The following is a 13,694-nucleotide window of genomic DNA, read 5'->3' on the forward strand; positions in this document are numbered from 1 at the left end:
GCCAACCGGTACGACCGGCGCGCCGTGCCCGAACCCGACCGGGTGCGTGCAGGCCTCGAACGCCCACCCGTATCCTGGGCGTCCGCACTGGGCGCCTCGCTCGTCCCGCCCGTGCCGGCGGACCACACCGCCGCCACCGCCCCCTGTCCGCCCAGCCACGAACCGGACTTCACACATGACCGTGAACTACCTGAACGACGCCGACAACCCGGCGGTGGACGCAAACTCCTCCTCGGTGGGTGACCCGCGCGAGGACCTCGGCCGTTATGCCGAGTTGGGCGGTTTCACCCTGACCGCCGACGCCAACCCCTGGTACGCCGCGCAGGCCGTCGCCACCTCCGAGGACGCCCGCGCCGCCTCCACCGCCCTGGCCGAGCTCCGCAGCCACGACCTGATCGCCACCCGCGACCGGCTCACCACCCTGCTCGGCGGGACGGCCGCCCCCGCGACCCTCGCCGAGCTCACCCGCCTGACCGCCATCCTCCAGCGCGCCCAGGGCACTTCCGCCGCCCTGCGCGGCGAGGTCTACGACGCCGACCTGGCCGCGCTGACGGCGGCGCTCGCCCCGGCGCGCTGGCGGCGTGAGCAGGGCGTGAAGCTTCCCTGGGGGCGCAGGCGCGCGCTGCGCGCCGAGGCCAAGAGCTTCGCGCTCGACGGGCGCACCCGCCGGGCCGAGCTGCTCGACGCAGTCCGGGCCGCCGCCACCACCCAGGCCGACTGGGCCGCCGCCGGTGCTGCCACCCGTCCGGTGCAGGTGACCGACACCGCCGGCCTCACCGCCACCGCCCAGGCCGTCGAGGAGCTCGGCCAGGCGGTCCGGGCGCTCTCCGCCCTGCTGCCCGGCCAGACCCTCGACACCCTGCCGCTGGCCGAACTCGCCGAACTGGTCGACCGCCTGGCCGCCGACGAGGGCACCCTCTACCGGCTGTCCGCGCTCCGTGCGCTGCGCACCGCCCTGACGGACGGCGGGCTCGGTGAGCTGCTGGACGAGCTGGCGGCGCGTCAGGCCGACCGCGACGCGGCGCTCGCCGCGTACGACCGGCTGCACGGCAACGCCACCGAGGAGGCGGCGATCCAGGCGCTGGCGGCGGGGCCGCGCGAGCCCGAGGCCGAGCCCGAGGTGGTCGAGGTCGAGGCTGTCGTTGAGCCCGAGCCCGAGGCCGAGGTCACGCCGGAGCCCGAGGTCGAGCCCGAGCCCGTCGTCGAGGCTGTCATTGAGCCCGTGGTTGAGGCCGAGCCGGAGCCCGAGGTTGAGCCCGAGGCCGCGCCCGTGGTTGAGGCTGTCGCTGAGCCCGAGGTTGAGCCCGAGGCCGAGCCCGTTGTCGAGGCTGTCGTTGAGCCCGTGGTCGAGGTCGTGGTTGAGGCCGAGCCCGTCGTCGAGGCTGTCGTTGAGCCCGAGGTCGAGGTCGCGCCGGAGGCCGTCGTCGAGCCCGTCGTCGAGGTCGAGCCCGAGGTTGTCGCGGAGCCGCAGCCCGAGCCGGTGGTGGCCGAAATCGCCGTTGCCGAGCCCGAGTTGGCGGCGGAGCCGCTGACCCCGGCCCCGGCGGCCGAGGAGTCGAAGCGGGCGCGTCGCCCGAAGAAGCCGGCCGTCACGGCCGGCCGCGCCGTGACCGCGTACGAGCCCGCCGAACTGACCGCACTGGTGCGGTGGATCGACAGCGACGGCACCGAGCGCAGCGAGGACGAGCTGCTCCGGGCCGCCGTGAAGGAGCTCGGCTTCTCCCGGGTCGGCCCCCGCCTCAAGGAGGCGCTCGCCCCGGCCGTGGCCGAGGCCCGCGCCTGAGCAGCGGCACCGGCCCACCACGGAGGCGCCCCCGGACCGTCGGTCCGGGGGCGCCTCCGTCCGTGCCGGGGTCAGCGAGCTGCGCGCCCGGCCCAGACCGGGCTGTCGAAGTAGTGGTTGTCGAAATGCTGACCCGACTCCTTGATCTCCTGCACGCTCGCCTCGCCCTTGTTCACCCGGTCGAGCAGGCGGTAGTAGTCGAAGCGGTCCATCCCGGGGGTGAAGAGCACCAGCACGTCGGCGGTCGAGTCCGCCGCCGGGCCGAACGCGTGCGGGGTGCCGGGCGGCACGGCGAGGAAGTCGCCGGCCCCGAGGGTCTCGATCCGGTCGCCGATCAGGACGTCCAACTGCCCGTCCAGGCCGAAGAAGAACTCGGTGGCCCGGGTGTGGAAGTGCGGCGGCGCGCCGATCGCACCCTTCTCGAAGGTGGCCCGGTTGCTGGTGACCTTGCCGCCGGTCCGGGCGGAGTCGGCGAACAGGGTGATCAGGCTGCCCGGTGCGTCCGCCAGCACCTCGGCCTCGGCGGCGCGGACCAGGACGACATCGTGAGCGTTGGACATGGTGCGTTCCCCTCGAACTGCTGTGCTTGCCTTGACATCTCAAATTCTATGAAGCCAACGGCCCGTCAGATCGGTGCATTCGACTGCCATTTCCTTGGGCCAATTCGGCGCCGGCCGGTTGCCCGTACACTTCCGCCCATGGACGCCACACCCGAGCAGCTCGAACGCATCCGCAGCCTCGCCGCCGGGAGCTACCTGCTGGTGACCACCTACAAGAAGGACGGCACCCCCGTCCCGACCCCGGTCTGGGTCGTGCGCGACGGCAACGCCCTCGGCATCTGGACCGTCACCGACTCCTGGAAGGTCAAGCGGATCCGCAACCGCGCCGACGTCCTGGTCGGCCCCTGCGACCTGCGCGGCAACCCCACCGGTGACTCCGTCCCGGCCACCGCCGAGCTGCTCGCTCCCGAGCAGACCGCCGCCTACCGGACCCTGCTCCGCCGCAAGTACGGCCTGCTCGGCGTGGTCACCCTGCTCGGCAGCAAGCTCCGCCGCGGCGACCGCGGCACCATCGGCATCCGCATCGTCCTGGCGGACTGAACCGCCGGCTCCGGCCCTCAACGGCTCGGCTGGATCATCTTCCGCCCTGCGGTGCTCCCGCCGTCCACGGCGACCGAGCTGCCGGTCAGGTAGGGGAAGTCGTCGGAGGCCAGGCCCAGCACGGCGCGCGCGATCTCGTCCGGCTCGGCCATCCGCTCCAGGCCGTCGACGTTGAGCGGTCCCCAGGCCTGCTTGTACGCGGCCCAGCCCGCGTCCGGGATGCCCGGCGGGCGGACGAAGGCGGTGTCCGTGGTCCCCGGCAGGATGGCGTTGATCCGGATGCCCTTGGTGCCGTAGGCGAGTGCGGCCGCCTTCACCACGCCCTGCACGGCCCGCTTGCTGGCGCTGTACGCGGCCCCGTTCGGCCGGGCCTGTTCGGCCGCCGACGAGGAGGTGCAGAGGATGACGCCCCGTCCGGCCGTGAGCATGTACGGGATCTGGTACTTGAGGGCCAGGAACACCCCCCTGGCGTTGGTGTTCTGGACGTCGTCCCACTCCTCGACGGTCAGCTCGTGCGGCAGCTTGCCGTTGCCGATGCCCGCGTTGTTGAAGGCGATGTCGAGGCCGCCGTAGCGGCTCGCGACCCGGTCCACGAAGCTCCGCACCTGGTCGGCCACCCGGACGTCGGCCTGGATGTACGAGGCCTCGCCGCCCGCCTCCCTGATCTCCCGCTCCACCTGGCGGCCCGCCTCCGCCCGCCGGCCGCAGAACCCGACCCGGGCGCCCTCGGCGGCGAAGGCGATTGCGGCCGCCCGGCCGATGCCGGAGGTGGCGCCGGTGATGATCACGGACTTCCCCTCGAACCGCCGGGCCTGCGGATGCACCCGGCCCTTCGCCTCGGCGGCGGGCGCGGCCGCCCCGAGGACGGCTCCCGCCACGCCCAGCGCGGCGGCGCCGCCGAGCAGTGCCCGCCGGCCCAGTGCGGTGCGGGTCCCGCTGTCCTGGCCGGTCGTGTTCGTGTTCGTGTTCGTTTCCATGGCCCCACGCTCGCACCGCGGCCGGGACGCCCGCTTCCTGCCGGCGGCCGGACCCGGCGGCCGGTGGGAGGAGGCGGCCCTCCTCCCGCGGCAGGAGCCGACGGGCCCGAACTGCCGCCTAGGGTGGGCTCCGTGAACCGACCGTGGCTCGATCTCGTCTTCAGCCGCCGTGCTGCCGCCGTGCGCATCCTGGTGATCGCCGGGGCCCTGGTCGGCGACCTGCTGCTGGTCCAACAGCCCACCGGGGCCCGGGACTGGGGCTTCGCCGGTGCCGGTCTGGTGCTGTGCCTGGCGGCAGGCAGCCGGCCGCTGGCGGCGCTGGGTGCGCAGGCGGTGCTGCTGGTGGTCGCGCACGGCGCCGGCGCGGGCATCGTCCCGACCCTGAAGGTGCTCGCCGCCGTCACGCTGTTCGAGCTGGCCGTCCGGCGGTCGGGGCGCAGCCCGGTGGCGGGTGCCGCCGTGCTCGCCTGCGCGGTGGTGGCGAACCGGCTCCCCGACCTGCCCGGTGAACTGCCCTCGGTGCTCTACAAGGCGGGCATCGTGGCCGGCCTGCCGCTCCTGCTGGGCGAGTACGTGCGGGTGACCCGGGAGCACGCGCGGCAGCAGGAACTCCGGTCCGAGCAACGGCTGCTGGCTGCCAGGGCGGCCGAACGGGCCACCATCGCGCGGGAGTTGCACGACCTGGTGGCGCACCACGTCTCGTCCATGGTGCTGCGGGTCGGCGTGGCCCGGCACGTCATCCCCGCCGCCTCGGCCACCAGCGGCGGCGACCCCCGGATCGCCGAGGTCCTCGACGACCTGCACGCCAGCGGCAGTGCGGCGCTGGCCGACCTGCGCCGCCTGGTGGCCGTGCTCCGCGATCCGGACGGCACCGGCCCCGCCACCGGTTCGCTGGCCGCCCCCGGGGCGCTGCCCGCCGCGCTGGACTCGGTGGTGGAGCGCAGCCGGGGCACCGGACTGACCGTCAGCGCGGGCATCGACGCGGGGCTCGCGCAGCTCGACCCGGTGCGCGGGCTGGCCGTGCTCCGGCTGGCGCAGGAGGGCCTGGCCAACGCGGCCAAGCACGCCGGGCCCGGCGCCCGGGCCGAGCTCAGGGTGGCGGTGGGCGGCGACGGCACCGTCCGCCTGACCATCCGTGACGACGGCGCCGGTGGCGCCGCGCCGCCCGCGCCGGGCCCGGCCGGTCACGGGCTGATCGGCATGCACGAGCGGGTGGACCTGCTCGGCGGCCGACTGGACGCGGGCCCCGCCCCCGGCCGGGGCTGGCTGCTCAGCGCCGAACTCCCTTCCCCCTCGCGTACCTTGGAGCCCCAGGCATGATCGGTGTCCTCGTCGTCGACGACCAGCAGCTGGTCCGGATGGGGCTGCGGATGCTGTTCGAGCAGGCCCCCGACATCGAGATCCTCGGGGAGGCGGACAACGGCGCGGAGGGCGTCCGGCTGGCCGGACTCCTGCAGCCCGATGTGGTCCTGATGGACCTGCGGATGCCCGGCACCGACGGCATCACCGCCACCCGCCGCATCCTCGCCGCCCGGCCGGATGCCCGGGTGGTCGCCCTCACCACCTTCGACGACGACGACCACCTGTACCCCGCCCTGGAGGCTGGGGCCTGCGGCTTCCTGGTGAAGGACACCCCGCCGCCCGAGCTGCTCGACGCCGTGCGCCGGACCGCCGAGGGGGAGGCCGCCTTCAGCCGGGCCGCCCTGGACCGCCTGGTCACCCGGGCCGTCCGCACCCGCACCGCACCGGGAGCGGTACCGGGAGTCGCCCCCGAGGCGCCGCTCGCCGCCGTGACCCCGCGCGAGCGCGAGGTGCTCGGCCTGCTCGGCGCGGGCCTGTCCAACCAGGAGATCGCCGACCGCCTGCACTTGGGGGTCACCACCGTGAAGACCCATGTGGCCGGCCTGATGGCCAAGACCGGCCAGGACAACCGGATCCGCCTCGCCGTGCTGGCCGTCCGCACCGGCGTCACCCGCGACTGACCCGGCCCGGACCGGCTGTCGGTCCGCCGCACGGCAGGCCTACCTGACGAAGTGTTCGACCGGGGGCCTTCCCGGGATGGGGGTGCGTTCATGTGCCGGCCCTAGCTTGGCGACGCCCGGGTGAACCGGGCCCGCGCAAGGCGTGAAGGCCGCGCGCGCCAAGACGCTTCGAGGAGACATCGCTCAATGCGACGCAGCCTTTGGCAGACCTCCGCCGTGCTCGCCGCGGTCGGGGCGCTGGTCGGTGGCACCGCCACCGCCGCCAGCTCCGACTCGTACGAGAGCCGGGACCGCGACCGTGACCGGGTCAACAACGTGATCTACCTGCTCGGTGACGGCATGGGGCGCACCCACGTCACCGCCGGCCGGGACCGCTTCTACGGTGCGGGCGGCAAGCTGGCGATGGAGAAGCTGCCGTACACCGGTGCCGTCGCCACCTACGCGGTGGAGAAGGGCAGCGACAAGCCCGCCCTGGTCACCGACTCGGCCAGCTCGGCCACCGCGTGGTCCTCCGGCGTGAAGACCTACAACGCCGCGCTGGGCGTCGACTCCTACGAGAAGCGGGTCGTGACGCTGATGGAGCAGGCCCACGCGGCCGGCTTCGCCACGGGCAACGTCTCCACCGCGGAGATCACCGACGCCACCCCGGCCGGGCAGTTCAGCCACGCGCTGCTGCGCGGCTGCCAGGGCCCGGTCTACTCCGACGCCGCCTGCCTGCCGAAGAACGCCGACGGCAGCTACGAGGCCAAGCCCTCCGACACCACGCTGATCACGCCGATCGCCGAGCAGATCGCCCGCAACGGCACGGCGGACGTCATCCTCGGCGGCGGCCTGGCCCGGTTCGAGCCGGACGACCAGAAGGCCCTCCAGGCCCAGGGCTACCAGGTGCTGGGCAGCTTCGGCGACGCCGCGCTGCCGGCCCAGACCGCGGCCAGCCAGAAGGTCGCCACCAAGGCCGACCTGGACGCCGCCAAGGGCAAGAAGGTCGTCGGCCTCTTCAACCGGGGCAACCTGACGGTCGAGCAGGCCAAGGCCGCGCTGCCCGCCGGTGCGCCGCAGAAGCTGGAGCCGACGCTCGCGGAGATGACCCGCAAGTCGATCTCGCTGCTGAACGACCGCCGCGGCTCCAAGGGCTTCGTGCTCCAGGTCGAGGGCGCCCAGATCGACAAGCGCTCGCACGCCAACGACGCCGACCAGACGCTCGGTGAGATCAAGGCCTTCGACGACGCGGTGGCCGCCGCGGTCGAGTTCGCCAAGAAGGACGGCCACACCCTGGTGATCGTCACGGCGGACCACGAGTGCGCCGGCTTCAACATCATCGAGAAGGGCAGCTTCACCAACGCCGAGGCCGCCGCGCCGCCGGTCAACAGCGACGCTGGCAACACCGCGAACAACAGCACCCCGGCCCGCTCCGCCGGTGCGAACGTCAAGGACCCGGCCCGCTCCAGCGGCATCGTCAACGGCGCCGGCTCGCAGGACCCGAAGAACTTCGCCCCGGCCACCTTCCGCACCCCGGACGACGCGGCCGGTGTGAAGGACGGCAGCCCCGAGGCCAGCCTGTGGCTGACCTACCTGTCCGGCAACCACACCGGTGCGGACGTGCCGATCTTCGCGTACGGCCCGGGTGGCCAGGACTTCGCGGCCAGCCAGCAGAACACCGAGCTCTACACCAAGATGTACCGCGCCCTCTTCCGCAAGGCGCCCCACCAGCACTGACCCGCTGGGCAGTTGTCGAAAGCCGGGGCCGGGAGGAGCATCCTCCCGGCCCCGCACCCGCCTCAGGAGTTGGCCATGAACACCCTCACCCGCGCCGCCGCGCTCGCCGCCCTGGCCCTGACCCTCGCGGTCGGCTGCTCGGGCCCGTCGGACCGCGACAGCGGCCCGGTGGAGCTGCCCTCAGTGGCCGCCGCGTCGCTGCCCGCCCCGCGCGAGGCACCCGCCCCGGCGCCGGTGCTCGCCCGCCCGGCCGCCGCCGGTGAAGTGCGGCTGGAGGAAGGCCCGTTCACCGACCGGGTCAAGTTCAGCGGCCTGGCCCTGAACGGGAAGGCCGGCGCCGTCACCGGGCACCTCGCCATCACCTCGGACGTCAGCGACCTGCTCGCGCTGGAGCTGCGGGCCGCCTTCTACGACGCGGGCGGCCGCCTGCTGGGCTCCGGCAGCTTCCACTACCAGGAGGAGGAGACCGCGGGCGTCAGCCAGGGCGAACGCCGGGCCGAGGGCGAGGGGATCGACTTCACCGTGCCCGCCACCGGTGTCGGCGGGACGCCGGCCAGCGCGGTGCTCTCGGTGCCGGTCCTGGTCAACGAGTAGCGGCTCGGCCGACGCTCCGTCAGGAACGGACGAACGGCGCCAGCACGGCCGCCAGGTCGGCCGGGCTGCCGAAGACCTCCAGTCGGTCCGGGGAACGCCGCCGCCAGAGCAGGAGCAGCAGGTCGGAGGCGGAGCCCCGGACCGCGACCGCGCCCTTGGCGTGCTCGGTGGTGACCTCCCAGGCGCCGTCCACGGCGCGCAGCAGCCACTCGCCGGGACCGTCGGTGGCGTGCAGGTGCAGGCCGGCGGCGGGGAAGTCGGCGGTGGGCGCACCGGAGACGAACAGCCGCAGGAACTCGTCGATGCCGTCGGCCGCGAGTGCGCGCTCGATCGGCTCCTCCCGGCCGACGGCCTCCAGCGCGTCCCAGCCGTGGACGGCGGTCTCCTGGGCCACCCGGCGCTGGATGAAGCCGACGTCCTTCTGCGCGGCCCAGGTCCAGCGCGGCAGGTCCGGGTCCAGCCGCTCCAGGGTGGCGGCGCACCGCTCGACCCCCTCGAGGAACCAGTCGGCCAGCTCGGCGTCGCCGGGCCGGTCCGCGGGCTTCTCACCGGCCGGGTCGGTGACGGAGCCGTCGGCGATCCCGGTCCAGAACCGGTGCACCCGGCTGGTGTGCCAGAGCAGTTCGGCGACGTCCCAGTCGGGGCAGCCGGTCACCCGGGCGGTCGGGTCGACGGCGGCCGCCGCCATCCGGGCGCCGTCGCGGCGCAGTGCTGATGCATAGTCAGTTCGGTCCACAGGCCCGACCCTAACCGCCCGGCCGACGGGGCGGCGACGGCGTTTCGTAGGCTTCCCCGCATGCGAGATTTTGTGGCGGGGCTCGGCTACCTGCTCAAGGGTCAGAAGTGGGTGGCGCGGCACGGGCGCTGGTGGGGCTTCGGGATGATCCCGGCGCTGATCGCCCTGGTGGTCTACGTGGCGGCCCTGGCCGCCCTGGTGGTCTGGTCGGCGGACGTGGCCGACTGGGCCACCCCGTTCGCGGACGACTGGGGCTCGCCCTGGCAGGGCCTGGTCCGGGGTGCGGTGCTGGTGGCCCTGATCGGCGGCAGCGCGGCCCTCTCGGTGGTGACCTTCACGGCGGTGACGCTGCTGATCGGGCAGCCGTTCTACGAGTCGCTGTGCGAGAAGGTGGACGAGACCGAGGGCGGCGCCCCGGCCAAGCCGGAGATCCCGCTCTGGCGGGAGCTGCTGGTCTCGGCCCGGGACAGCCTGTACGTGCTGCTGCGGGTGCTGGCGTTCGGGATCCTGCTCTTCCTCTGCGGCTTCGTCCCGGTGGTCGGCCAGACCGTGGTGCCGGTGGTCGCGCTGGCCGTCTCCGGCTACTTCATGGTGGCCGAGCTGAGCGCCGTCGCACTCCAGCGGCGCGGCATCCCGCAGCGGGAGCGGCTGCGGCTGCTGCGCCGGCGGCTGGGGCTGGCGCTCGGGTTCGGGATGCCGCTGATGCTGCTGTTCCTGGTCCCGTTCGTCACCGTGCTGGCGATGCCCGGCGCGGTCGCGGGCGCCACCCTGCTGGCGCGCGACCTGGTGCCGGTCGAGGAGAGCGAGGAGCCCGAGGAGCGGGCGGACGAAGAAGAAGCGGAATTGCCCTATCAGTAGGTAAATATGAGATACCGGTGGGAATTTGACTTTCCGTCCGAAGCTGCACGATAACTGCCGACATGAGCGCAACGGCGGATATCGGTTCGCGGCGGACGGACACCGGACTTCCCACCGGCATCGACCTGGCAGACCCGGAGTTCTGGCGGCTCCCGCTGCCGGATCGGGCCGCCGCGTTCGCCCGGCTGCGCTCGCTCGGCGGCCCGGTGTACTTCACCGACCTGCGCACCGGGAAGGGCTTCCACGCGCTGGTCCGGCACGCCGACGTGGTCGCCGCCAGCCGGACGCCCGAGGTGTTCATCAGCGGCCCCGGCGTCACCACGCCCGAACCGGCGCGCTGGGTACGGACGTTGTTCGGCGACTCGATGGTCAACCTGGACGACCCCCGGCACGCCGATCTGCGCCGGATCGTCTCCCGCGCCTTCACGCCGCGGCTGATCGCCCGGGTCGAGGACGACATCCGGGCGGTGGCCCGGGAGCTGGTGGACCAGGTGATCGCCGACCGGCCGGCCGACTTCGTCAGCGCGGTGGCGGCCGAACTGCCCTATCGGGTGATCTGCAACATGATGGGCATCCCCGAGCCGCAGCGGAACCGCATCCTGGCCCAGATCAACCACGCCTCGGAGCACACCGGGGTGGCCCGCAGCCGGCTCCGGATCCCCGGCAAGGGGCTGCGGGCGCTGGCCCGGATGCAGGGCGTGATCGCCGCCCTCGGCCGGGAGCGCCGCCGCCGCCCCGCCGACGACCTGATCTCCGCCCTGGTCACCGCCGACGTGGACGGCCGCCGGCTCAACTCCCGCGACCTGGGCGCCTTCTTCTCGCTGCTGCTGGTCGCCGGGGTGGAGACCACCCGCAACGCGCTCGCGCACGGCCTGCACCTGCTGACCGAGCACCCCGAGCAGCGCGCACTGCTGCTCTCCGACCTGGACGCCCACCTGGGCGGCGCGGTCGAGGAGATGGTCCGGTACTCCACCCCGATCATCCAGTTCCGCCGCACCGTCGCCGCCGACCACCGGCTCAACGGCACCCAGCTGGCCAAGGGCGAGAAGGTGGTGCTGTTCTTCGGCTCCGCCAACCGGGACGAGGCCGTCTTCACCGACCCGGACGCGTTCGACATCACCCGCTCGCCCAATCCGCACCTCGGATTCGGCGGCGGCGGGCCGCACTTCTGCCTGGGGGCCTATCTGGCCCGGCAGGAGATGAAGGTGCTCTTCCGCGAACTCCTCACCCGGCTCCCGGAGATCCGCTCGATCGGCGAGCCCGAGCTGATCCACTCCAACTTCGACAACCGGGTGAAGGCGCTGCGCTTCGGTTACTGAGCGGGCGCGGCCGCAGCCCCGGCCCGGTCGACAAGCGGCGGACCGTACGGTTCGGCGGCCGCCGTTGTCCGTTCCGGCGGGAGGCGCGGAGCGGGGGCGGGTTCTAGCGTTCCGGGACACCCAGACGAGAGGCGGGCCCCGGGATGAACGAGTGGCTGATCCATGACTACCGCGAGGACGATCTGGCGGCGGTGGTGCACCTGATCGACACCACGGCCGAGCTGGGGCAGGAGTCGGTGTTCTCGCTGGCGGAGTGCATCACGGCGCTGACCTCCCGTCAGCCCGCCGTGGTGGCGGTCAGCCAGGGGGTGCCGATCGGTGCGGCGCTGGCCCACCTGGCGGGGGACCGGGCCTGGGTGATGCGGATCGCGATCGCCCCGGCCTGGCGCGGCCGGGGCCTGGCCAGCGGCCTGCTGCGGGAGCTGGAGCGGAGGCTGCTGGAGCGGCGGGTGCGGCGGATCGCGTACGTGCTGCCGGAGGAGGAGCTGCTCGGCGAGGGGCTGCGGAACGCCGGGTACACCCGGCGGCCGGCCGTGGCGTACTTCGAGAAGGCCGAACCGCCGACCGGGCCAGGCGGCAACGTGCTGGAGGAGCTGGGCGGGCGGCTGCTGCCCGGCGACCTGTGGGCCAAGGTGGCCGGGATGGCGGCGGAGAAGAACCTGATCGAGCGCCGGGTGGTGCAGCCGCTGGCCGAGCCGGAGCGGGCGGCCAGGCACGGGGTCCGGCCGCCCCGGGCGATCGCGCTGTTCGGCCCGCCCGGCACCGGCAAGACCACCTTCGCCCGGGCGGTCGCCTCCCGGCTGGGCTGGCCGTTCGTCGAGCTGCTGCCGTCCCGGCTGGCCGACGAGGGGAACCTGGCGGCGGCGCTGCGGACGGCCTTCGGCCGGATCGCCGAGCTGGAGCGGGTGCTGGTCTTCATCGACGAGGTGGAGGAGATCGCGCCGGTCCGGGGCGAGGGGGTGCAGTCGGGGCTGCACGGGGTGACCAACGAACTGCTCAAGCTGATCCCGGGCTTCCGGGAGGGCGAGGAGCGGCTGCTGGTGTGCGCGACCAACTCGATCCGCTCGCTCGACCCGGCCTTCCTGCGGCACGGCAGGTTCGACTACCTGATCCCGATCGGCACCCCCGACCCGGTGGCCCGGGAGGCGATCTGGTCCCGCTACGCCGAGGGCCGGGCCGGGGTCGAGCTGGACCGCCTGGTCGAGCAGAGCGAGCTGTTCACCCCGGCCGACATCGAGCACGCCGCCCGCAGCGCGGCCCAGGCCGCCTTCGAACGGGACCTGGCGGGCGACGCCCCGGCCGGCGCCACCACGGGGGACTACCTGACCGCGATCGGCCAGTGCCGCCCGACCGTCACACCCGCGATGATCGAGGACTTCACCGCCGACATCACCTCGCACGCACGGGTCTAGGCCCCTCAGCCCGGGTGGACCCCGACCGCGTCCCGGATCTGCTCGCCCAGGCCGCCGTCGCGGCGGGCGCAGTTGGCGCAGCAGAAGAACTTGCCGGAGACCTCGACGCCGTGGCCGACGATCCGGACCTGGCAGTACTCGCAGCGCGGCGCCAGCTTCTCCATCGCGCACTCGAAGCTGTCGAAGGTGTAGGTGTCGCCGGTGATCGTCCGGATCTCGAAGGCCAGCCAGTAGTCGTTTCCGCAGACCGCGCAGACTGCCATGGGGACGCTCCGTCTCTCAGCGGGGAGCCCGGCCGGGCTCGGCCGGGCTGTCTCCAATCTCCGGGCGCAGGCCTGGCCCGGCAATCGGCACGCCGCCGAACGGATACTGGAGGCAGACGGCTCGGAGGTGGTCGAGATGATCGTCCGGATCTGGGAGGCGCAGGTGTCGCCCCGGCGGGAGGAGGAGTTCTGCACCAGGCTGTGCGACGAGGTGCTCGCCGTGCTGTGGGACACCGACGGCTTCGAGGGGGCCGAGCTGCTCAGGTCGGCGTCCGAGGCGGACCACCGGGTGCTGCTGCTGACCCGCTGGCGGGACGAGGCGGCGGTGCGGGCGTACGCCGGGCCGATGTGGCGGATCAGGCCGGTCTGGGCGGAGGGCGAGTTCGGCTACCTGGAGCACCCGCCGACCGTCGCGCACTTCCTGCCGACCACGCTTCAGCGGGAGCGGACCGCGCCGGTCGGCAGCCCCTGATCGGCCTTCACCTGCTTCATCGTCAGGTGCGAGTTCACCTGGGCGATCCCGGGCAGCCCGGACAGCACGTCGGTGATGAAGCGCTCGTACGCCGCGATGTCGGCCACCGCGATCCGCAGCAGGTAGTCCGGGTCGCCGAACAGGCGGTGCGCCTCGACCACCTCGGGCAGCGCGGCGACCTGCTGCTCGAAGGCGGCCACCGTGGCCTTGTCCTCGTGCCGCATCACGATGGTGACGAAGGGCTGGAAGCCCCGGTCCAGCGCCGCGCCGTCGAGCAGGGCGCGGTAGCCGCGGATCACCCCGTCCTGCTCCAGCTGCCGGACCCGGCGCAGGCAGGGCGAGGGGGTCAGGTCCACCCGGGCGGCCAGTTCGGCGTTGGTGAGGCGGCCGTCCTGCTGGAGCTCGTGCAGGATTCTGCGGTCGATTCGGTCCATGGCGCAATATTGTGCCACTCCACTGCCCTGACCTGCACGAACCGGTCA

At 73.6% G+C, this 13,694-nt stretch carries 15 protein-coding genes; 10 read left to right on the top strand and 5 right to left on the bottom strand.

Going from position 1 to position 13,694, the window contains the following annotated elements; translation table 11 throughout:
• Positions 1–175: 175 nt before the first annotated feature.
• Complete coding sequence (locus ABT118_RS21855) at positions 176–1,783, top strand: hypothetical protein (protein WP_350671416.1); 1,608 nt, start codon at positions 176–178, stop codon at positions 1,781–1,783.
• Between the two features lie 71 nt (positions 1,784–1,854).
• Here the strand turns inward: ABT118_RS21855 and ABT118_RS21860 are convergent, their stop codons facing one another.
• A complete protein-coding gene (locus ABT118_RS21860; RefSeq protein ID WP_350671417.1) occupies positions 1,855–2,343 on the bottom strand; it encodes a cupin domain-containing protein in 489 nt (162 codons plus the stop codon).
• Positions 2,344–2,481: 138 nt separating this feature from the next.
• Between ABT118_RS21860 and ABT118_RS21865 the strand changes: the two genes are divergently transcribed.
• The gene (locus ABT118_RS21865; RefSeq protein WP_350671419.1) at positions 2,482–2,883 is read left to right on the top strand and encodes a PPOX class F420-dependent oxidoreductase; all 402 of its coding nucleotides are present in this window, start codon (positions 2,482–2,484) and stop codon (positions 2,881–2,883) included.
• 17 nt (positions 2,884–2,900) lie between these two features.
• Here ABT118_RS21865 and ABT118_RS21870 read toward each other — a convergent pair whose 3' ends face one another.
• Positions 2,901–3,860: an SDR family NAD(P)-dependent oxidoreductase gene (locus ABT118_RS21870; protein ID WP_350671424.1), complete on the bottom strand. Its 960-nt coding sequence runs from the start codon at positions 3,858–3,860 to the stop codon at positions 2,901–2,903.
• Between the two features lie 132 nt (positions 3,861–3,992).
• On the opposite strand from ABT118_RS21870, the gene ABT118_RS21875 reads away from it, so the two are divergent.
• The 4 genes from ABT118_RS21875 (at position 3,993) to ABT118_RS21890 (ending at position 8,152) form a co-directional block, all read left to right on the top strand.
• Positions 3,993–5,180 carry a sensor histidine kinase gene (locus ABT118_RS21875; protein ID WP_350671429.1) on the top strand — a complete coding sequence of 396 codons (1,188 nt, stop codon included), beginning with the start codon at positions 3,993–3,995 and terminating at the stop codon, positions 5,178–5,180.
• Positions 5,177–5,842, top strand: a complete 666-nt coding sequence (locus tag ABT118_RS21880; protein ID WP_350671431.1) for a response regulator — start codon at positions 5,177–5,179, stop codon at positions 5,840–5,842. Before ABT118_RS21875 ends, ABT118_RS21880 begins: the two co-directional genes overlap by 4 nt.
• A 186-nt stretch (positions 5,843–6,028) precedes the next feature.
• Positions 6,029–7,558 carry an alkaline phosphatase gene (locus ABT118_RS21885; RefSeq protein WP_350671434.1) on the top strand — a complete coding sequence of 510 codons (1,530 nt, stop codon included), beginning with the start codon at positions 6,029–6,031 and terminating at the stop codon, positions 7,556–7,558.
• Between the two features lie 75 nt (positions 7,559–7,633).
• Positions 7,634–8,152 carry a hypothetical protein gene (locus ABT118_RS21890; protein WP_350671435.1) on the top strand — a complete coding sequence of 173 codons (519 nt, stop codon included), beginning with the start codon at positions 7,634–7,636 and terminating at the stop codon, positions 8,150–8,152.
• A gap of 19 nt (positions 8,153–8,171) precedes the next feature.
• Here ABT118_RS21890 and ABT118_RS21895 read toward each other — a convergent pair whose 3' ends face one another.
• Complete coding sequence (locus tag ABT118_RS21895; protein ID WP_350671436.1) at positions 8,172–8,888, bottom strand: maleylpyruvate isomerase family mycothiol-dependent enzyme; 717 nt, start codon at positions 8,886–8,888, stop codon at positions 8,172–8,174.
• A 60-nt stretch (positions 8,889–8,948) separates the two neighbouring features.
• Between ABT118_RS21895 and ABT118_RS21900 the strand changes: the two genes are divergently transcribed.
• The 3 genes from ABT118_RS21900 (at position 8,949) to ABT118_RS21910 (ending at position 12,477) form a co-directional block, all read left to right on the top strand.
• Positions 8,949–9,746 (top strand): EI24 domain-containing protein, encoded by a 798-nt coding sequence (locus ABT118_RS21900; RefSeq protein ID WP_350671439.1) that lies wholly within the window; start codon positions 8,949–8,951, stop codon positions 9,744–9,746.
• A gap of 62 nt (positions 9,747–9,808) precedes the next feature.
• A complete protein-coding gene (locus ABT118_RS21905; RefSeq protein ID WP_350671442.1) occupies positions 9,809–11,065 on the top strand; it encodes a cytochrome P450 in 1,257 nt (418 codons plus the stop codon).
• A 143-nt stretch (positions 11,066–11,208) separates the two neighbouring features.
• A complete protein-coding gene (locus tag ABT118_RS21910) occupies positions 11,209–12,477 on the top strand; it encodes an ATP-binding protein (protein WP_350671444.1) in 1,269 nt (422 codons plus the stop codon).
• Positions 12,478–12,482: 5 nt separating this feature from the next.
• On the opposite strand, the gene ABT118_RS21915 is transcribed toward ABT118_RS21910, so the two are convergent.
• Positions 12,483–12,740 (bottom strand): metallothionein, encoded by a 258-nt coding sequence (locus tag ABT118_RS21915; RefSeq protein ID WP_350671446.1) that lies wholly within the window; start codon positions 12,738–12,740, stop codon positions 12,483–12,485.
• Positions 12,741–12,876: 136 nt separating this feature from the next.
• On the opposite strand from ABT118_RS21915, the gene ABT118_RS21920 reads away from it, so the two are divergent.
• Positions 12,877–13,212, top strand: coding sequence for an antibiotic biosynthesis monooxygenase family protein (locus ABT118_RS21920; RefSeq protein ID WP_350671448.1), 336 nt, complete (start codon positions 12,877–12,879; stop codon positions 13,210–13,212).
• Here the strand turns inward: ABT118_RS21920 and ABT118_RS21925 are convergent.
• A complete protein-coding gene (locus ABT118_RS21925) occupies positions 13,176–13,646 on the bottom strand; it encodes an Lrp/AsnC family transcriptional regulator (RefSeq protein WP_350671451.1) in 471 nt (156 codons plus the stop codon). The genes ABT118_RS21920 and ABT118_RS21925 overlap by 37 nt on opposite strands.
• Between the last annotated feature and the right edge of the window lie 48 nt (positions 13,647–13,694).

The organism is Kitasatospora sp. NPDC002040, from assembly GCF_040296785.1.
Taxonomy (GTDB): Bacteria; Actinomycetota; Actinomycetes; order Streptomycetales; family Streptomycetaceae; genus Kitasatospora.